Origin of the sequence: Mesorhizobium sp. M0239, from assembly GCF_040321815.1 — a bacterium.
Taxonomy (GTDB): domain Bacteria; phylum Pseudomonadota; class Alphaproteobacteria; order Rhizobiales; family Rhizobiaceae; genus Mesorhizobium.
In genome coordinates this window covers 140,986-160,081 of the sequence record NZ_JAMYSG010000017.1, presented here as the reverse complement: position 1 = coordinate 160,081, position 19,096 = coordinate 140,986, and the positions used below count along the sequence as shown (strand labels likewise).

The 19,096-nt window shown below is 63.4% G+C and carries 19 protein-coding genes and 1 tRNA gene; 12 read left to right on the top strand and 8 right to left on the bottom strand.

The window, feature by feature from the left end:
- The 3 genes from NKI99_RS19370 to NKI99_RS19360 all read right to left on the bottom strand — a co-directional run.
- Nucleotides 1-198 (bottom strand): transposase (locus NKI99_RS19370; protein WP_502905548.1); only part of this gene is annotated, 198 nt, incomplete at its 3' end.
- A 91-nt stretch (nucleotides 199-289) separates the two neighbouring features.
- Nucleotides 290-1,348 (bottom strand): glycerophosphodiester phosphodiesterase family protein, encoded by a 1,059-nt coding sequence (locus tag NKI99_RS19365; protein WP_352611713.1) that lies wholly within the window; start codon nucleotides 1,346-1,348, stop codon nucleotides 290-292.
- Between the two features lie 97 nt (nucleotides 1,349-1,445).
- The gene (locus tag NKI99_RS19360) at nucleotides 1,446-2,654 is read right to left on the bottom strand and encodes an acyltransferase family protein (RefSeq protein ID WP_352611712.1); all 1,209 of its coding nucleotides are present in this window, start codon (nucleotides 2,652-2,654) and stop codon (nucleotides 1,446-1,448) included.
- A gap of 123 nt (nucleotides 2,655-2,777) precedes the next feature.
- Between NKI99_RS19360 and speB the strand changes: the two genes are divergently transcribed.
- The 4 genes from speB to NKI99_RS19340 all read left to right on the top strand — a co-directional run bounded on the left by speB (nucleotide 2,778) and on the right by NKI99_RS19340 (nucleotide 5,983).
- Nucleotides 2,778-3,785, top strand: a complete 1,008-nt coding sequence (gene speB, locus NKI99_RS19355) for an agmatinase (RefSeq protein ID WP_127288726.1) — start codon at nucleotides 2,778-2,780, stop codon at nucleotides 3,783-3,785.
- A 30-nt stretch (nucleotides 3,786-3,815) separates the two neighbouring features.
- Entirely contained in the window at nucleotides 3,816-4,742 is a 927-nt protein-coding gene (gene argC, locus NKI99_RS19350; RefSeq protein WP_352611711.1) for an N-acetyl-gamma-glutamyl-phosphate reductase, read from the top strand.
- Nucleotides 4,739-5,581: an aminoglycoside phosphotransferase family protein gene (locus tag NKI99_RS19345; RefSeq protein ID WP_352611717.1), complete on the top strand. Its 843-nt coding sequence runs from the start codon at nucleotides 4,739-4,741 to the stop codon at nucleotides 5,579-5,581. The genes argC and NKI99_RS19345 overlap by 4 nt, the downstream gene beginning before the upstream one ends.
- Before the next feature lie 84 nt (nucleotides 5,582-5,665).
- Nucleotides 5,666-5,983: a hypothetical protein gene (locus NKI99_RS19340; RefSeq protein WP_352611710.1), complete on the top strand. Its 318-nt coding sequence runs from the start codon at nucleotides 5,666-5,668 to the stop codon at nucleotides 5,981-5,983.
- A gap of 20 nt (nucleotides 5,984-6,003) precedes the next feature.
- On the opposite strand, the gene NKI99_RS19335 is transcribed toward NKI99_RS19340, so the two are convergent.
- Entirely contained in the window at nucleotides 6,004-7,095 is a 1,092-nt protein-coding gene (locus NKI99_RS19335; protein WP_128305459.1) for a COX15/CtaA family protein, read from the bottom strand.
- A gap of 197 nt (nucleotides 7,096-7,292) precedes the next feature.
- Here NKI99_RS19335 and NKI99_RS19330 point away from each other — a divergent pair, with 197 nt between their 5' ends.
- Nucleotides 7,293-7,508 carry a DUF2842 domain-containing protein gene (locus NKI99_RS19330; RefSeq protein WP_023810263.1) on the top strand — a complete coding sequence of 72 codons (216 nt, stop codon included), beginning with the start codon at nucleotides 7,293-7,295 and terminating at the stop codon, nucleotides 7,506-7,508.
- Between the two features lie 15 nt (nucleotides 7,509-7,523).
- Here NKI99_RS19330 and NKI99_RS19325 read toward each other — a convergent pair whose 3' ends face one another.
- On the bottom strand, nucleotides 7,524-8,582 hold the full coding sequence (locus tag NKI99_RS19325) for a polysaccharide deacetylase family protein (RefSeq protein WP_352611709.1): 1,059 nt from the start codon (nucleotides 8,580-8,582) through the stop codon (nucleotides 7,524-7,526).
- Between the two features lie 91 nt (nucleotides 8,583-8,673).
- Between NKI99_RS19325 and NKI99_RS19320 the strand changes: the two genes are divergently transcribed.
- Both NKI99_RS19320 and NKI99_RS19315 read left to right on the top strand, forming a co-directional pair.
- Complete coding sequence (locus tag NKI99_RS19320) at nucleotides 8,674-9,897, top strand: GNAT family N-acetyltransferase (protein ID WP_352611708.1); 1,224 nt, start codon at nucleotides 8,674-8,676, stop codon at nucleotides 9,895-9,897.
- Nucleotides 9,898-9,901: 4 nt separating this feature from the next.
- Nucleotides 9,902-10,738: a GNAT family N-acetyltransferase gene (locus NKI99_RS19315; RefSeq protein WP_352611707.1), complete on the top strand. Its 837-nt coding sequence runs from the start codon at nucleotides 9,902-9,904 to the stop codon at nucleotides 10,736-10,738.
- Nucleotides 10,739-10,784: 46 nt separating this feature from the next.
- On the opposite strand, the gene NKI99_RS19310 is transcribed toward NKI99_RS19315, so the two are convergent.
- Nucleotides 10,785-13,055: a GumC family protein gene (locus NKI99_RS19310; RefSeq protein ID WP_352611706.1), complete on the bottom strand. Its 2,271-nt coding sequence runs from the start codon at nucleotides 13,053-13,055 to the stop codon at nucleotides 10,785-10,787.
- A 258-nt stretch (nucleotides 13,056-13,313) separates the two neighbouring features.
- Here NKI99_RS19310 and NKI99_RS19305 point away from each other — a divergent pair, with 258 nt between their 5' ends.
- The 5 genes from NKI99_RS19305 to NKI99_RS19285 all read left to right on the top strand — a co-directional run bounded on the left by NKI99_RS19305 (nucleotide 13,314) and on the right by NKI99_RS19285 (nucleotide 18,046).
- Complete coding sequence (locus tag NKI99_RS19305; protein ID WP_013532220.1) at nucleotides 13,314-13,877, top strand: polysaccharide biosynthesis/export family protein; 564 nt, start codon at nucleotides 13,314-13,316, stop codon at nucleotides 13,875-13,877.
- A gap of 10 nt (nucleotides 13,878-13,887) precedes the next feature.
- On the top strand, nucleotides 13,888-15,018 hold the full coding sequence (locus NKI99_RS19300; protein ID WP_128305462.1) for a glycosyltransferase family 4 protein: 1,131 nt from the start codon (nucleotides 13,888-13,890) through the stop codon (nucleotides 15,016-15,018).
- 94 nt (nucleotides 15,019-15,112) lie between these two features.
- Complete coding sequence (locus NKI99_RS19295) at nucleotides 15,113-16,648, top strand: undecaprenyl-phosphate glucose phosphotransferase (RefSeq protein WP_128305463.1); 1,536 nt, start codon at nucleotides 15,113-15,115, stop codon at nucleotides 16,646-16,648.
- A complete protein-coding gene (locus NKI99_RS19290; RefSeq protein WP_128305464.1) occupies nucleotides 16,645-17,913 on the top strand; it encodes an O-antigen ligase family protein in 1,269 nt (422 codons plus the stop codon). The genes NKI99_RS19295 and NKI99_RS19290 overlap by 4 nt, the downstream gene beginning before the upstream one ends.
- Nucleotides 17,914-17,969: 56 nt before the next feature.
- Nucleotides 17,970-18,046, top strand: a tRNA-Pro gene (locus tag NKI99_RS19285).
- A gap of 119 nt (nucleotides 18,047-18,165) precedes the next feature.
- On the opposite strand, the gene NKI99_RS19280 is transcribed toward NKI99_RS19285, so the two are convergent.
- Both NKI99_RS19280 and NKI99_RS19275 read right to left on the bottom strand, forming a co-directional pair.
- On the bottom strand, nucleotides 18,166-18,627 hold the full coding sequence (locus NKI99_RS19280) for a YbaK/EbsC family protein (RefSeq protein ID WP_128305465.1): 462 nt from the start codon (nucleotides 18,625-18,627) through the stop codon (nucleotides 18,166-18,168).
- A gap of 178 nt (nucleotides 18,628-18,805) precedes the next feature.
- Entirely contained in the window at nucleotides 18,806-19,090 is a 285-nt protein-coding gene (locus NKI99_RS19275; RefSeq protein WP_127320647.1) for a helix-turn-helix domain-containing protein, read from the bottom strand.
- Nucleotides 19,091-19,096: the final 6 nt, after the last annotated feature.

Below are 19,096 nucleotides of genomic sequence, written 5' to 3'. Positions count from 1 at the left end.
CAGAAGCGCCTTGAACATCACCAACGAATTGTAGGCAGGCCGGCCTGGTCCGGCCGGCGAGCGCAGCCGTGCCAGGATCTTCTCGAAGCGATACCAATTCACCAGCAACGACAACCGGTCCAGGCGACCGCTCCGACCAAGACCCTGCGGCAGCAGAGCCTCCACAAAACTGAACTGACCGCTCGGCTTCGTCGTCATCGCAAGATCCCCGTTTCAAAAACAGGGAACCACATCCACACAATTTTGCAACAGGCCCGCAAGGGGGGAGATTGGCTGCTGCAGCCGCCGCTTAGTTGATACTCGCCGTATTCGCCGGCTCAACGGGCCGCGCCTCGTTCGCATAAGGCACGCGAAAACCGTTCACCGCCAGCCAGCCAATGGCCGCCTTCGGCTCGTCGGTCTGGATGATGGTGGCGCCGCGATCGGCCCAGAAACCCCAGCTTTCGCGCGGCAGGCTGGCCTGCACGGCCAGTTCGTCGCCGCGGCCGCCGGCAAGGAAGCCGCCCGGCTTGCCAGCGATGGCGTAGGTGTCGGCCCAGATATGCCAGTTTCCCCTCACCGCGGCCGCGCGCATGCGTGTGCTGAACAACGGTCCGCCGGTCTCGGTCAGCGTGTCGGCGCCTGCCCGCCAGTTGATGAGCTCGATCGCGCGCGGCGAAAAGGCATGGTCGACCGTCCGGGCGAAGCCGGCATCACGCACCGCATCATCGGCGATGATCGGCATGAACTGGAAGCCGCCGCCGATAGCGGCCATGGCGGCCTTAACCGTGGTGATCCTGGCCTGGTTCCACAAATTCTCCTTGACGATGACCTGCTCGGCCAAGCCGAGATCGCGAGCCACCGCGATCATGCCCGAGAGGTCGCCGACGTCGAGCTTGTTGTCGAGGTTGATGAGGATCCTGTCCCTGGTTGCCATGAGCATCTCGCGCAGCGTCGAAACCGTCTCATTGGTGACGGCGCCGGTGCCCTCGATCACCAGCCTGCAGGTCTTCAGTTCGGCCAGTGTGTATTTGACCACCTCGCCCTTGCAGGTCGTGGTGCGGTCGAGCCAGCTGTCATGCATGACGACGAACTCACCGTCCTTCGAGCGCCTGATATCGACCTCGACGATTTCTGCGCCCATCGCGATCGCCCCCTCCACGGCGGCAATCGAATTTTCCGCGTAGAGCGTCTTGCCCGCCTGCATGCTGCCGGCGCGATGCGCGACCACCATGACGTGGTCGCGCCACTGGTTGGCGTGCTCGAAGCGGTCAAGAATCTGCCTGGCGCGGGTCTCGCCGGCCAATGACTGGCCAGAAAAGGCCGCAAGTGCCGAGGAAAACAGAAGGCTCAGCCAGATGGTCCGCATCGAGAATCGCTCCTTGCCGGATCGAAATCGGGATAGGCGACCCTCGTGACATCCAGGTGAACGAAGCCGGCTAGCGGTTGTTCGCGGGGAGTGCGCGTCAGATGCGTTTTGAGAGCCTGCGGAACCACGCCATGGCCGGCATCTCAATGAGGCGCCAAGTGATCCAGGAGGCGGCAATGGTGGCGGCGAGCATGACGGCGATTGCCACCGCTCCCATCCAGCCGGCACCGAAGCCGGTGGCAGGCTGGCCGCGCAGCGTGAAGTCGCCGATCAGGCCGAGGCCGAGCTTGCGCTCGACGAGCCCGGCGACGTTGATCATGCGCGCCTGGACGAAGATGTGGACCATGTAGATCGAGTAGGACAGCGCGCCGAGGGTCAGCATGAACGGCGCCCTCAGCAAGGCGCTGATCCAGCCGCCTTCATGGGCGAACAGAAACAGCGCCAGCGCGAACACCAGGGGTGCCGCGATGCCGAAATCATTGCCGCCGGCCAGCGAAACGAAAAGCACGATGACGGCCACCATGACGATCTCGGCAAGGGTCCAGTCCATCCGCGGGCCATTCCTGGCGAGGACCTGTCGCGCGCCTGCAATGGAATCATGCTGAAACCAGGCCAGCAAGGCGCCGAGCGAGAAGCCGTACAGGCAGCGGATGAAGCCGAAATCGAAGGACACATCCATATGATGGGTCGAGAAGCCGAGCAGGAACAGCGGCGCGGTGGCGGCGGCGGCGACGAACCATATCCAGGCGCGCGCGCCGGCGACGAAGACCACGCCGGCAAACAAGAGATAGGCGAAGAACTCGGCGGAAATGCTCCAGCTTGGCGCATTCCAGGTCAATTGATCCTCGAAGCCGACACCTTGCAGCAGCAGAAGATTGGCAAGCAGACTCCCAGGGTCGAAGCCTCCGGTGAAGGGCGCAGCCCCGGTGCCGTGCAATTGCGGCAGCATCAGCCGCAGCAGCTCGAAGCCAGCGAAGGCGGCAAGCATCAGAAGGTGCAGTGGGTAGATACGGCCGAAACGGACCAGGGCGAAACGCGCGACCTGTTCCGGCTGGTTCAGCCGATCGCCGTAGCTGCTGGCGATGACAAAACCGGAAAGGACGAAGAAGAAGTCGACGAAAAGGTAGGACGAACCGATGAAGGCGCTTTGCGAAATCGTCGAAGCGGTCGGAAAGTGAAACAGCGCCACCAGAAGCGCGCAGATGCCACGCCACGAATCGAGCACCAGGAAGCGTTCACCGGCGACCGTGCCGGTGTGGGTCGACGCCGCGGCACGGGTGGGGTTGAGAAACGCGGTCTGCGTCATGATGATACAATCCTGTCTTGCCGTGGCACTCGGGCAGCGCCATTCCGTCTCGCCAAGCTGTGACTGGCATCTTCCGTGCCGGTTCTGTAGTTGTTGCAACCCGATGAAAAACGAGGATCCGTAATGGCGAACAACAACATCGACAACGCCTTCACCGCCCGTTCCAAAACGGGCGCCGCGTTCGAGCCGACCTATTCCGGCGCGCTGTCGTTCATGCGGCGCAAATACACCAAGGACGTGAAGGGCGCGGATGCTGTGGTATGGGGTATTCCCTTCGATGCCGCCGTCACCAACCGGCCGGGCGCCCGCTTCGGGCCGCAGGCCATCCGCCGCGCCTCGGCGATCCTCGACAACGACCCGCAATATCCGTTTTCACGCGATCTGTTCGAGCATCTGGCGGTCGTCGACTATGGCGATTGCCTGCTCGATTCGGGCAATCACCAGAAGACCCCCGGCACGATCGAGCGCGAAGCGGCCAAGATCCTCAAATCCGGCGCCTTCCTGCTGACGCTCGGCGGCGACCATTTCGTCACCTGGCCGCTGCTCAAGGCGCATGCCGCCATCCATGGTCCGCTCGCACTGGTGCAGTTCGACGCCCATCAGGATACCTGGCCGGACGACGGCAAGCGCATCGACCACGGATCCTTCGTTGGCCGTGCCGTCAAGGAAGGCATCATCGATCCCGACCGTTCGATCCAGATCGGCATCCGCACCCATGCGCCCGACACGTTCGGCATCAAGATCCTCCATGGCCATGAAATCGAGGAGATGCGGGCGTCCGATATCGCCTACGCCATCGTCGACCGCACCGGCGGCAAGAAGACCTATCTCACCTTCGACATCGACTGCCTCGATCCGGCCTATGCGCCTGGCACAGGCACGCCAGTTGCCGGCGGGCCGTCCTCGGCGAAGATCCTGTCGACGCTGCGTCAACTCAACCAGGTCGATATTGTCGGCGCCGATGTCGTAGAGGTTGCGCCGGCCTATGATCACGCCGATATAACGGCGATCGCCGGCTCGATGGTGGCTATGCAATATCTCGGCCTGCTGGCTGAGCGAAAGGCCCGGCTTGAAGAGTTGAACAACGGCAACCACAATGGTGCCGCAGTGATTCAAGGTCAGGGCATATAGTCTTGAAATATCAAGGAATTTGATCAACCCATGAAACCGAAAATCTTCATCGACGGCGAACACGGCACCACAGGCCTGCAGATCAGGGCGCTGCTTGCCGAGCGCAGTGATCTGGAGATCATTTCCATCCCGACCGAGCGCCGCAAGGAAACGGCGGCACGCGCCGAGTTCCTCAACGCCGCCGATGTCGCGATACTGTGCCTGCCCGACGATGCGGCGAAGGAAAGCGTCTCGCTGATCGCCAACGACACCACCAAAGTCATCGATGCGTCGACCGCGCATCGCGTGGCTGAAGGCTGGGCATATGGTTTCGCCGAGATGGACAAGGACCAGGCAAAGGCGATCGCCTCGGCAAAACGCGTCGCCAACCCCGGCTGCTGGCCGCAGGGACCGATCGCCACGCTGCGGCCGCTGGTCGCCGCCGGCCTGCTGCCGGCCGATTTCCCGATCACCGTCAACGGCATTTCGGGCTATTCGGGCGGCGGACGGCCGATGATCGAGGACTATGTCGCCAAGGGCGAGGACGCCTCGGAATTCCTGCCCTACGGCCTCACCCTTCAGCACAAGCACGTGCCGGAATTGAGGGCCTATGCCAGGCTGTCGCATGATCCGATCATGCAGCCGGCGGTCGGCAATTTCGCGCAAGGCATGATCACTGTGGTGCCGTTGCAGCTTGGCGGTCTCGACCATGTGCCGACCGGTGCGGAGCTGCATGCGGCGATTGCCGACCATTTCGCCGCCATCAAGGGCGGCCTGGTCGAGGTGGCGCCCTATGCGCATTCGGAGCGCGTGCCGGAGATCGATCCGGAGATCTACAACGGCACCAACCGGATGAAGGTCTACGTCTTCGCCAACGACAAACGGGCGCAGGCCCTGCTGCTGGCTGTCTACGACAATCTCGGCAAGGGTGCCTCCGGTGCCGCCGTGCAGAACATGGACCTGATGCTCGGCCTCTGATGGACACGCCCGCCTTTCCGGTGCGCTGGAACGTCAGCGCGCCCGAACTCATTGCCGAGACCTTTTCGAGCCGCATCTGGAAGGTTTTGCGCGCAGACGGCTCGCCGGCGATCGTCAAGGCGCTCAAGCCTTTCGACGATGTCGCCGACGAGTTGCGCGGCGAGCATTATCTCGCCTGGCGACGCGGCGAAGGCGCGGTGCGCCTGCTCGGCCGCGACGGCCACAGCATGCTGCTCGAATATGCCGGTGAGACCTTGTTGGAGCAGGTGCTCGACCAACAGGGCGACAACGCCGCCACCGAAATCGCGGCCGAGGTGATGGCGAAACTATTTTCACAGGGGAAATACCCCTTCCCGCCCGAGCTTCAGCCGCTCCGGGAACGGTTTTCAAGCCTGTTCAAGAAGGCGACAATCGACCGCGATTCGGGCCATGACAGCCTCTATGTCGAGGCCGCCATCATCGCCGATCGACTGCTGGCCAATCCGCACGATATCAGGCCCCTGCATGGCGACCTGCATCACGAGAACATCCTGCACGGGCCGCGCGGCTGGCTGGCCATCGATCCGAAGGGCGTTCTCGGCGACCCCGGCTTCGACGCCGCGAACATGTTCTACAACCCGCTCGACCGGGACGAGCTCTGCCTCGACCCGGAGCGGATCGCACACATGGCCGGGATCTTTGCCAGAACGCTGGGCCAGACACCGCCGGCCATCCTCGATCATGCCATTGCCTATGGGTGCCTGTCGGCGTCCTGGCATCATGAGGACGACAATGAGGTCGAGGAGAGCCGCGAATTGTCGATCGCCGAGGCGATCCGGGCGGTGCGGGCAAGCTTCTGATCGCACGGGGCAACGGCGCGGTGCTAACCGCTTGTTCACCGCGATGGGCTACAGACTGGTCTCGGCTCCACTTCGGGATTTGTCATGGTCAGCGCGATTTCGGGTTCGTCACAGGCGACCCAGTATTCCTCGTCCAGCTCATCGAGCAATGCGGCTCAGGAGGCCGCGCTCGAAAAGCAGATCCAGGACCTGGAAGACCAGGCCAAGGCGATCACGGATCAGGTAAAGGCTGCCCAGGTGCAGCAGGATATCGCCACGGCCCAGGCCAGGCTTGATGCGCTCAAGGCCGCCGACAAGGTAGCCAAAGCCGCTCAGGACCAGTCCGCACCATCCGCCGCGGCGTTGCGGCAGGCGGAATTCGATGGCGAGAAGACGACATCTACAAACGAATTCTGGATGTAGTTGGCCCGATCGGTTCGAGGTCAGGCCCTGCGTGCGATTTCGTGCGGCAAGGGATAGGCGCCCTTGGTGCCGCGCCAATGGGCGGCTGCAAACCCCAGGACGATGAGCGCAAATCCCTGATGGGTCAGCGCCATATGCAGCGGCACATGCATCAGCAGCGTGCCGATGCCGATCGAGGCCTGCACCAGCACAGCCAAGAACAGCAGCGTCGCGCGGCGCGCATGCGTTGTTTCAGGCAGCCGCCGGCGCGTGGCGATCACGTGCCACAACGCCACGACGAATACCGTGTAGGCGCCAAGCCGATGGACGAACTGCACCGTCTTTGGGCTCTCGAAAAAATTGCGCCATGCCGGCTCGAGGATCAGCAGATCGCCCGGGATGATCTTGCCGTCCATCAACGGCCAGGTGTTGTAGCTGAGGCCGGCGTCAAGCCCGGCGACCAGGCCGCCGAGATAGATCTGGATCAGCGCCAGCAGCACGATGAAGCCGGCCAGCCTCTGCGTCGATCCATCGGCGGCAGGCTCGGAATGCGGCGCCAGTCCGCGCGCGACCACCATGGTGGCGGTGAAGATCAGCGCGGCAAGCGTCAGGTGGGTCGCCAGCCGGTACTGGCTGACGGAGACGCGGTCGACCAATCCTGAAGCCACCATCCACCAGCCGATGGCGCCCTGCAGGCCGCCGAGCAGGAGAATGCCCACGAGTTTCGGGCCCAGGCCGCGCTCGATGCGGCGCGTCGCCCAGAAAACCAGCAGCGGCAACGCAAAGACCAGACCGACGCTGCGCGCCAGGATGCGGTGCGCCCATTCCCACCAGAAGATCGACTTGAAGGCCTCGATGCTCATGCCCTTGTTGAGCTCGGCATATTGCGGGATCTGCTGGTAGAGCTGGAATTCCTCTTGCCACTCGGCATCGTTGAGCGGCGGGATCACGCCGTGGATCGGTTTCCACTGCGTAATCGACAGGCCGGAATCGGTCAGCCTGGTGGCGCCGCCGACCAGCACCAGCGCAAACAGCACCAGAAGCACCACATAGAGCCAGCCGCGCAGCAGCGCCCGGTTATGCAGGTCGCGGTCGCGGGCAACGTATGGCGCGGCAGCTGATATGGCAGCCATGATCTTGTCCCGGCAGGTTGATTTGGCGGATTGGTGGACCATCGCACCCGTGCTGGCAAGACCATACGGCGCGGCACGCCGTCGCGCCGCGTCTCACCGGTTGCACAGTCTCGCCTCAAGGCCTATGCGAGGCCAATACCCCTTGAGCCGGCCAGGCCGCCTGTGCGAATTCCGGCATGCTCGATCAGGAGACCACCATGCCCCTGCGCCTGAAAAAGCTGATCGGAATGTTTCTGCTGGTGGCGCTGGTCATTGTCTATGCGCTGGTCGCATCGATCTTCGCGGTCGCCCGGCTGTCGGAGTCGGGTCCGTGGGTGCATTTCCTTTTTTTCTTGCTCAGCGGCCTGCTCTGGGTGCTGCCGGCGATGGGCATCATCAAGTGGCTGATGCTGGAGCCGAGAGCCAAGCGCTAGGCGAAAACGCCAGCGTCAGATGGTGACGACCATCTTGCCGGCGTTGGCGAGCGGCGTCGTCACGCCCGACAGCATGGTGCGGATGTGGGCGAGGCTCTGGTAGCGGCCGTTGACGGAGATGCGCGGCAAGGCGTGCAGGAACCCGGCATGCTCGGCGCGCAGCACGCCGTGGCGCGTCGTCACGGCGGAGGTATAGCCGGCGTCGCGGGCAAAGCCCACTTCGCGGCAGCCGACGGCGCTGGCATAGCCATAGGGATAAGCGAAATGGCGGGGCATTTCGCCCAGTTCGGCCTGCAACATGGCGCGCACGGCGCCAACCTCGTGCCGGGCATCGGCTTCGGAGAGCCGCTTCAGGTTGCTGTGGTTGATCGTATGGGCGCCGATCGTCACCAGCGGATGCGCGGCGATGCGACGGATTTCATCCCAGCTCATCAATGTGCGCAAGCGTGGGCCGTCGGCGTCGATGCCGTTTGCGCGAGCCAGGTCACGCAACACGGCCTGCAGGTCCTCCTCGCGGACTTCCGAGGTGAGATAGGCGTGCAGGCGTGCATTGGCCTGCAATTTCTTCGCGGGGGTCGAGCAATCGATCGTCAGCGGACCCTTCGGCCGCGTCAGCGTCAAGGTATCGCGCGCGTTGACGATGTCCTCGACTACATCCCACCACAGGTCGGCTGTGCCGTTGATCAGCCCGGGTGCGACATAGATGGTGATCGGCGCGCCGTGCTTCTCGAGCACCGGCAGCGCCTCGACCATGTTGTCGCGATAGGCATCGTCGGCGGTGATGGTGGCAAACTGACCGCCTTTGCCGCCAGCCTTGATGCACTCCACCGCTTCGTCCATGGAGACGAAGGCATAGCCATGCGCCTTCATGTCGGCGATCATGGCGTCAAGGAAGCCGGGCGCGATATTCAGATGCCGGTTGACGCTGTCCGGCTTTTCCGGCGTCGCGGTAACACGGTGCAGCATCAGGATGGCGCCAATGCCGCCGATGAACGGCTTGGCCAGCGGTGCAAGGCCGGTATAGCGGGCGACGTTCAGCGCCAGTTTCCGGATTGCCTCCCCGCCGTCGATCATTCATTCACCTTTTGCGCCTAGGCTGATCCAAGCACGGAATGCGCCTATGCGAACCCCCAAATCGCGATCAATACGCCCTAAGGATTGAGGTATGGTTGACGCAACTGCGTCATTTGACGGCAATCGGCTTGCGGCGACCGAGGCATCGTCGCGGGCCTTGCCACGGGACCATGCCGACCTGTCGATTTCAGTGGCGTCCACGGACGGACTCGCGGCCTATGCCGAGTTCTGCCGCTCGGCTTTGTTTGGGCCGGCGCAGAGTGCTGCCTGGATCCTGAACTGGGCGGCCGAGACACGACCGGACCTGCTTGTCGCGACGCTGAGTGTCGAGGGCAAACCGGTTTTTTCGCTGGCGCTGGAGGTTGCCTCCAAGGGGCTGTTCCGGATCGCCCGCTTCATGGGTGGGCGCCACGCCAACGGCAACTTCGTCGCCGCGGACCCGAACTGGCTGGCCAAGGCGGATATACCGGCCCTCCGATCGGTACTGGCGGCCATCGCCAAGGCACGCCCGGACATCGATCTGGTCGCGCTCGAGCGGTTGCTGCCCGATCTCGACGGCGTCGCCAATCCGCTCGCATCGCTTGACCATTTTTCCAGCCCCAATCTGTCGCTGGCCGTCGATCTCGCCGGCGGCTTCGATGCGCTGCTTTCCCGCGCCAGCGGCAAACGCAAACGCAAGAAGCACCGGTCGCAGATCCGGAAATTCGAGGCCGTAGGCAGCTATCGGCGCATTGAGGCCCGCACCCCCGACGAGGTGGACACGCTGCTCGACGCCTTCTTCGAGATGAAGGAGCTCCGCTTCCGCAAGATGGGCATCGCCAATGTTTTTGGCGACGCGCAGGTACGCGGCTTCTTCCGCGCGCTGTTCATGCAGGCGCTTGCCGAGGACAAGCCTTCGTTCGTGCTGCACGGACTCGCGGTTGCCGGCAAGCTGCGCGCCATCACCGGTTCAAGCCGCTCGGGCAAACGCCTGATCTGCGAATTCGGAGCGATCGCCGAGGACGATCTCGGGCACGCCAGCCCCGGCGACTTCCTGTTCTTCGACAACATCCAGGAAGCCTGCGAGACTGGTTTCGAGGTCTATGACTTTTCGGTCGGAGATGAGCCTTACAAGCGGCTGTGGTGCGATATCGAAACGCGGCATTTCGAAGTGCTGGTCCCGTTGACCGTGAAGGGCCGCATGCTGGCGCTGACGCTTCGGCAAGGCGCGCGGCTGAAAGCCTTCGTCAAGAACAGCCCGATGATCTGGAAGCTGACCAAGGTGCTGCGCCGCAAAGCCGCCGGTCAGGCAGCGCCCTCGGAAGAAGATAGCTGACGCCATGAAGCCGATCATCCGCACACTGTCCCTGCAGGAACTGGGGCTTCTCGTCGACTGGGCGGCCGCGGAAGGCTGGAACCCAGGTCTTGAAGACCCGGCGATGCTCCAGGCGGCGGACCCCGAAGGCTTCATCGGCGCCTTTGTCGGCGACGACATGGCCGCGGCAATTTCGGCCGTGGCCTATGGAAGCGAATTCGGTTTCATCGGCCTCTACATCTCCCGGCCTGACATGCGCGGCATGGGCTACGGCAAGACGGTGTGGGACGCCGGCATGAAAAGGCTCGCTGGCCGGACCGTCGGCCTTGACGGCGTCGCCGAGCAGCAGGCCAATTACCGGCGCAAGGGCTTCGCACCGGCCTACGAGACCATCCGCTTCACCGGGCGCAAGGCAGGCCCGGCGGTCAGGGACGATGGGTTGCGGATGATTACAACGCAGCTCCTGTCCGATGTCATCGCCTATGACTCCCATTGTTTTCCGGCGCCCCGAGGCACCTTCCTGAAGCGATGGCTGCAGGAACCGCATCATGGGCTGGCGACAATCGGTTCGCGCGGCGTCACCGGCTTTGGCGTGGCGCGCCGCTGTCGATCCGGCTTCAAGATCGGCCCGCTGTTTGCCGACGATATGGAAACCGCTTTGCAACTCCTGGAGGGACTGGCCGGTGCCTGTGACGGTGGCGAGCTGCACATCGACGTCCCCGCCGACAACACCGGCTTCATAACTGCGCTCGATGCGGCCGGCTTTGCGCCGACCTTCACCACCACGCGCATGTACAAAGGTCCTGCCCCGGAACTGGACCTGCAAAGGGTGTTCGGCGTAACGACCCTGGAACTGGGATAGATCGGGCGAACCGCTGAACGGCTCCGCCAAGCGATCCGCGGCTCCCTCAGGCAGCGGCAGTGCGCCGTCCCGGCACCGGATTGCCGGGCGGTTCGTGGCCGAGCGGCGTCACCAGCGTCAGGTCGGGGTAGCCGTTCTCGATCAGCTTGACCGCAGCCTGCGTCACCTCATCGTCGGCCTCCAGCATGGAGAGAAAGACCTCGGTGGCATCGCCAGTCAGGCGGCCGATGCCTTGCGCGTCGGCCGGTCCGCACTCGACCAGGACGAGGTCGTAGGCTGTCGTCAGCGACTGCATGATGATCGGCAGCCGGTCGGCGGCACGCATGGCACGAACCGGATCGGCGGTTCCGACGGGAATGACGTGACAGTCCGAGTAGAGATCGGCGTGGATGACGTCGCTGAACTGCGCTTCCGAAGCGAGCAGGTTGGTGATGCCCGGGAAAAGGCCGCTGTCCAGCATCGGCCGCGAGGCGGCCCCCGACGCGGTGAGGTCCAGCAACAGCACGCGCAGGCCGGCGTCGGCGACCTCGCGCGCCACCAGGATCGCGGATGCAGCCGCCTCGTCGCCTTCCGGCGAGACGAATATGGCGCGCGCCGCACCGCTGGAGATCAGCTTTTCGGCAGCCTTCTCGATATCGATCTCGCCCAGGGTGGAACGCGCCGGTTCGGGCTCGACAGCCGTTTGCTCAGTCGCAGCCGTAGCGGGCATTGCGACCACGTCCTGCGCTTCGGCCATGGCCGGCATCGCGGCGGCATAGGGCTCCGCATCGGCTTCATCCGCACGTTCAGGCAGTTCCTGGCGAATGACAGGGTCCCGCAGGATGACAGGCTCGTGGCGGACAAATGGCTCGGAGACCGGCGTCTGGGCCACATGGGGCATCGCCACCTCATCGATCCGTTCGAAACGGGAACCGCTCGCCGGCCGCATCGCGCGGCCTGAAAACAGCTCCCGCAGAAGCGTCACTATGGCCATGATCAGCAGCGATGCGGCGAAAGCCGCGCCGACGATCGGCCCGACCTTCGGGAAATAGGCCTCGGAGGGAACAGAAGCCTTCGAGGCGATCCGGGCGTCGACCGGCAGATAGTTGCGATCCTGGCGCGATGCCGCTTCGCGGTAGTTGGTCAGGTAGAGCTCGAGTTGCTGTCGCTTGGCGGTCGCGTCGCGCTGCAGTGCGTCCAGATCGACCTGCTGTTCGCCGGCCTGCGCCGAAGCGGCTTTCAACGTGTTGACGTCTGCGACAAGCTGGTTCTCGCGGGCCTTTGCCGTCTCGGCCTGCATCAACAGGCCTTTCATGATCTTCTGGGCCTCGCTGCGGATCTGTGCGTCGAGATCGGACAGTTGCGATTTCAGCGCGCGAATGCGCGGATGATTGCCAAGCAGTGTCGTCGACAGATCGGCGATGTTGGAGCGCAATTCGACCTGTCGCTCACGCAAGCGCTGGATCAGGTCCGATGACAGAACCTCCGGCACGGCATCCAGCGAACCGCCATTCTGCAGCGCCCTGCGCACACCGTCGGCGGTCGCTTCCGCAGCGGCGCGGTTGGCGCGCACTTTCGACAGTTCGCTCGACAGTTCTGAAAGCTGCTGGGTGGCCAGCACCGAATTGTTGCCACCCATCAGAAGATCGGACTGGGCGCGATAAGCGGCGACCTTCGCCTCGGCATCCTTGACCTGCCGCTGCAGGTCGGCGATTTCCGGCGCCAGGAAGTCCGCCGCGGCGCTGTTCGATTCGAGCTTGGCCGCCCCTTGCCCCGCTATATAGGCGGCGGCGATCGCGTCTGGTGTGGCGGCCGCGAGCTTGGGATCTTCCGATGAGAACTCGATGGCAATGATGCGGGTCTTCTCGACGCCATAGACGTTGAGCTTCTCGTGCATTTTCTTGAGCACGCGCTCTTCCGTCGGAATTTCCATCGGGTCGCTTTTCAGGCCGACCAGGACCAGAGCGCGGCTCAGCGCCGACATGTCGAGCGCTTCATTGAACTCGGGCAGTTTTTCCAGACCGAGCTTTTGCGAGACCTGCTTGAGGATTTCGTTGGAGGAAATGATCTGGACCTGGGTGGCGACGCCCTGTTCGTCGAGAATAGGCTTGTCGGTGTCGTTGTTGTTGCTGGCCGGCCGCGTGTAGATGGATTCGCGCGGCGCGATCTCCACCTGCGTCTCGGCTTTGTAGTGCCGGGTTGCCAGCGAGGCGAAAGCGAAGGCCAGCCCGGTTGCCAACAGGACGACGAGGACTATACGCAGCCAGTTCCTCGCCAGGCTGGCGAAGAGCTGCCTGAGATCGACATCGACATCTGCGGCCGCGGACTGAACGGACATGCATCCCTACTCCGATACTGGGTCAGCACGCACCGTAAACAACTATGGTAACTCAGCCGTTAAGATCGTGGTAAGTTTCCGTTAGGGTTTACTGGCGGGTGACAAACAAAACCGCCAAAAATCACAAAAACTCTTGCCGATGCGCCACGTGTCGGCCGCTCCCTTTACCGGCCATTAACCCTAACAGGATGATAACGGACCTCGATCCCTAGAGTTGCTGCGACGTTGCAGCGACCAGTCGAAGGTACCTGTCCGGCCATGAAAAGCACTGCTTCCCTGTTTCGCGCGCTGCTTGCCGTATCGATGCTGGCTGGCTGTTCCAGCTACCGGCCGACGCCGGCCGCCTTCCATGAGGTGCTCGATCAGCCCTACCGTCTTGGCGCCGGCGACCGCGTCCGCGTGACCGTGTTCGAGCAGGACGGGCTGACCAACACCTACAGCGTCGATCAATCCGGCTATCTCTCCTTCCCGCTTGTCGGCGCCATACCAGCGCGCGGCCACACCGCGCAGCAAATGGAAAAGGAGATTGCCGACAAATTGCGGCAAGGCTATCTGCGCGATCCCGACGTTTCGGTCGAGATCGACCGCTACCGCCCGATCTTCGTCATGGGCGAAGTGGGTGCCGCCGGCCAATATTCCTATGTTCCCGGCCTGACGGTGCAGAAGGCGATCGCCATTGCCGGCGGCTTCACGCCGCGCGCCAACCAGGAAAGCGTCGACATCACCCGCGACATCAACGGCAAGGTGATGACCGGCCGCGTGGTCACCTCCGACCCGTTGCTGCCGGGCGATACGGTCTACGTCCGCGAACGTCTGTTCTGACAGATACCAAGTGGCGGACAGGCTCAGGATCGTCCATTGCTTTCGCTCACCCGTCGGAGGAATTTTCCGGCATGTGCGCGACCTGGCCGAGGCGCAGGTCGCCGCCGGGCATTCCGTCGGCATCGTCTGCGATTCGACGACAGGCGGCACGTTCGAGGAACATCTGTTCGAGCAGATGAAGGACTTGCTGGCGCTCGGCATTCATCGCACGCCGATGCAGCGCCACGTCGGTCCCGGCGACCTTGCCTCGGCCTGGCGCACGTACAGGATCATCAAGGAATTGCGGCCGGACGTACTGCATGGGCACGGCGCCAAGGGTGGCGCCTATGCCCGTCTGTTCGGCTCATTGTTGCGGGTATCAAGGTCTCGCGTAGCCCGCCTTTATTCGCCGCATGGCGGCTCGCTCCACTATGACGAGAACACGACCACCGGAAAGCTGTTCTTCGCGCTCGAGCGCTTCATGGCTCGCTTCACCGACTATCTGCTGTTTGTCTCGGACTATGAGCGGCGGACCTATCGCCACAAGGTAGGCGAGCCGCCCATTCCCAACACCCTCGTCTATAACGGCCTGCGCGCCACTGAATTCGAGCCGGTGATCACCGCGCCGGACGCAGCCGACCTGCTTTATATCGGCATGATGCGCGACCTGAAGGGACCGGACATCTTCATCGACGCATTGGCGCTCGCCGGCCCGCGGTTCGGCCGCGCGCTGACCGCGGTGATGGTCGGCGACGGCGACGACCTTCCGCGTTACCACGGGCAAGTGAAACGCCTCGGGCTCGAGCGCCATGTCCGCTTCCTGCCGCCGATGCCGGCCAGGGAGGCCTTTGCCCTTGCCGCGCTTATCATCGTTCCCTCGCGCGCCGAAGCCATGCCCTATATCGTCCTGGAAACGCTTGCCGCGGGAAAGTCGATGATCGCAACCGCGGTCGGCGGCATTCCGGAGATATTCGACATCGGTTCCCCCGCCCTGATCCGACCTGACCCGATCGAGCTCGCGGACAGGATGAGCCAGGCGCTGGCCGACCCGGCCGCCTATCGCGACCTGATGCCCGATAGCGCCAACCTCAAGGCACGCTTCGGCGCCGATGTGATGGCCGCCGACATCGAGAAGGCCTATTTCGCCGCGCTCGACACGTAGGCGCAGGACCAAGCCGTTCCAAAGCCATGCGTTGTTTCAAGGGTTTCTTAGCTCTCTTTTGCTATGACCGGGGGGAAGCTTGCGGAAAGCCCTCATGAACGAGATCGACCCCGCGCGCCGCTTTTCAGCAGAGGCGGTGCGTAAATTCGACGGCCCGGCCGACGGCGACACGCCAAGCGGCATGAACGATGTCGCCCGCCAGGTCGCCTCGCAGTACCGGCGCGATACGATGTCGCCGATCATGGTCAGCGGTGTCCTGCGCATGGTCGAATTCGGCTTGCTGTTCCTGTCCGGACTCGCCGTCTATTTCCACTATGTCGGGTTCTTCAACTATCTCGCCTGGCAATATCCGGTGACGATCGCAGCGGGCTCGTTCCTTGCCGTGGTGCTGCTCGACGTCACCGACTGCTACCAGATCGTCGCCCTGATGCGGCCCATCGCCAATTTCGGCCGCGTGCTGCTCGTCTGGGCCGGCACTTTCGCCCTGATGGCGCTGACGGCATTCGTCATGAAGATGTCGCAGGACTATTCGCGCCTTTTGTTCGGCAGCTGGTTCGTCATCGGCTTCGTTCTCATCTTCGGCCTCAGGCTGGTGATGTCGAAGCTGATCCGGGCCTGGGCGCGCGATGGCCGCATGGAGCGGCGCGCCGTCATCGTCGGCGGCGGCAAGGCGGCGGAAATCCTGATCCGCTCGGTCGAAAAGCAGCCCTACAACGATATCCGCATCTGCGGCATCTTCGACGATCGCGGCGACAAGCGCTCGCCGCCCATCGTCGCCGGCTACCCCAAGCTCGGCACCATTTCGGAACTGATCGAATTCGCCCGCATCGCCCGCATCGACATGCTGATCGTATCGCTGCCGCTGACCGCCGAATCGCGCGTTCTGCAGTTGCTGAAGAAGCTGTGGGTGCTGCCGGTCGACATCCGGCTTTCGGCGCATTCCAACGCGCTGCAGTTTCGCCCGCGCGCCTATTCCTACATCGGCGCGGTGCCGATGCTCGACATCTTCGACAAGCCGATCAACGACTGGGATTCGGTCGCCAAGCGCGCCTTCGACATTGTCTTCAGCCTGATCGGCATCGTCGTGTTCTCGCCGGTGATGCTGGCGACCGCCATCGCCATCAAGCTCGACAGCAAGGGGCCGGTGCTGTTCCATCAGAAGCGGCACGGTTTCAACAATGAGATCATCGAGGTCTACAAGTTCCGTTCGATGTATACGGACAAGGCCGATCCGACCGCCAAGCAGACGGTGACCAAGAACGACCCGCGCGTCACCCGCGTCGGCCGCTTCATCCGCAAGACCTCGATCGACGAGCTGCCGCAGTTCTTCAACTCGCTGCTGGGTTCGCTGTCGCTGGTCGGTCCACGCCCGCATGCCATCGCCGCACAGTCGCATAATTTGCTCTACAACGAGGTTGTCGACGGCTATTTCGCCCGCCACAAGGTCAAGCCCGGCGTCACCGGCTGGGCGCAGATCAATGGCTGGCGCGGCGAGATGGACACCAACGAGAAGATCCGCATGCGAACCGAGTATGATCTCTTCTACATCGAGAACTGGTCGCTGCTGTTCGATTTGCGGATTCTGTTCCTCACGCCGCTCCGGCTGCTCAACACGGAAAACGCCTATTGAGCGCGATCAGCCATGATCTGCCGCGCGCGGCGGTCAACGCCAAGCTGGTCGCGCTGATTTCCTCGGGCGCGGTCTTCCTCGGCATTCTGCTGTCCGGCTTCGTCATCAGCGAGCCGGCGCCCTATGAGCTCTACATGGCCGGGCTGATCGCCATCTGTGCGCTTTTCGGCTTGCGGATTTCCCGCGCGGCCACGCCGCTGCTGGTGCTGCTGGTGACGATGAACATCGGCGGCATGATCTCTATGACGCAGATGGCGGACCTCGCCAACACACCGCTCTATCTCGCCGTCTCGCTGTTTCTCGCCTTCAGCGCGGTGTTCTTCGCATCGATCACCGCCGTACAGCCGGGCCTCTACCGATTGATCTTCATTGCCTATGTGGTTTCGGCCGTGGCCACCTCGCTGCTTGGCATTGCAGGCTACTTCCATGCCTTTCCGGGCGCGGAGATGTTCACCAAATACGATCGTGCCGCCGGCGCCTTCCAGGACCCGAACGTGTTCGGCCCCTTCCTGGTGCTGCCCGGCATCTATCTGCTCTATCTGCTTTTGACCGGACCGGTGACACGCATGCCGCTGCTGGCGGTACCACTGCTGATCATCACCGCCGGCATCTTCTTTTCCTTCTCGCGCGGTGCCTGGGGCATGTTCGCCGTTTCGGCCGTCCTGCTCACCGGCTGCCTGTTCCTGCAGAGCGCCAGCGGAATGTTCCGGCTGCGCGTGGTGGTGATGACGATTGCAGCACTGGCGCTGCTGGTCGTCGCCATGATCGTCATCCTGCAGCTGCCCGGCGTCTCGGAGATGTTCTCCAACCGTGCCCATCTCGAGCAGAGCTACGACACCGCCCGCCTCGGCCGTTTCGCCCGCTACGGCATCGGCTTCCAAATGGCGATGGAGCATCCGTTCGGCATCGGCCCGCTGGTCTTCGGCACGATCTTCGGTGAAGACACCCACGACATCTGGCTGAAGATGCTGATGGATTATGGCTGGCTCGGCTTCGTGTCGTTCCTGGCGCTCGTCTTATGGACGATAGCAGCCGGCTTCCGCATCCTGCTGCGCGACCGGCCGTGGCAGCCCTATCTCCTGTGCGCCTATGTCGCCTTTATCGGCAATATCGGGCTCGGCACCTTCATCGACATCGACCACTGGCGCCACGTCTATCTGCTGCTCGGCCTGATCTGGGGCGCCATCGCGCTGGAATACAGCCATCAGCGGCTGTTGCGGCCTGCCTTGCAGGGCTCGCCGGCACCGGCAATCGCAGCGGGATAAAAGTCGCGGAATTCGGTTGACCCGCACGGGGTTATCACGATACATCGCGACCGGTCCGGAGTGTAGCGCAGCCCGGTAGCGCACTTGACTGGGGGTCAAGGGGTCGTCGGTTCGAATCCGGCCACTCCGACCAATTCAAAGCAGGACTTGCCCCCGAAGTCCGCCCCTCCAGATGCCCCGGTCAGCCCGGCCAAATCTCGGATCTGGGCAACCATGTCCTCTCCCATTTGAACTCCGGCTTGGGCGCCAACTCTACCCTTGGCACACATCAACCCATTCAGCCCCAATGAGCTCAACCATGCGCTGCGGCGCAATCCGCACGGCCGCATTGGTGGCGCCGGCAGCGGGCACGACTTCGTCGAATTCGCGCAGCGACACGTCACAATAGACCGGCAGCGGCGCCGGCAGGCCGAACGGGCAGACGCCGCCGACCGGATGGCTGGTTGCTTCGACAACCTCGGTGGCGTCGAGCATACGCGGCTTGCCGCCGAACTGGTCCTTGAACTTGCGGTTGTCCAGCCTGGCGATGCCGCTGGTCACCACCAGCATGGTGCGGTCGCCGACGCGCAGGCAGATCGTCTTGGCGATCTGGGCCGGCAGCACGCCATGCGCCTCGGCCGCCAGGGCCACCGTCGCCGAGCTCGCCTGCGTGACGATGACATGGATGTCCGGCGCATGGGCGGCGAAGAAGGCACGAACGGATTCCAGGCTCATATCGAAAAACCGACGGTTCAAAAACGTTATGGACGGCGGATTACGGTCCAGCAGCCAGACGCATAGGCACGTGCGATAGACAGATCGGCAAGTGCCAGGCTGAAGCAAAGCGCTGCGGCAGGTACAAAGAAACCCGCCAAGGGGCCTTGGCGGGTTCTCTGGAATGCATGGTGCGGATCTACGCCAGCGATCGACCTTGCGCCGCCGGCGTCGGCGCAGCCGGGGTGATCAGAGCCTCCTGGGGAAGGTGAAGCGCGGACACAATACGACGCAGCTTCGACGGGTCGGTCACTCTCCCGCTTTCGATATCCTCAATCTCGTCCACCGCCAGGCCGCATGTCAGGGAGAGCTCTTCCACGCTGTAACCGCGGGTCTCCCGCATCGCTCTGAGGGTGTTGTAATCTGGCCCGCTCCCGTTGGTTGCCGGTTCGGAGTGGGGTTCGCTTTTCGCATTATGGGGCATTGGCAA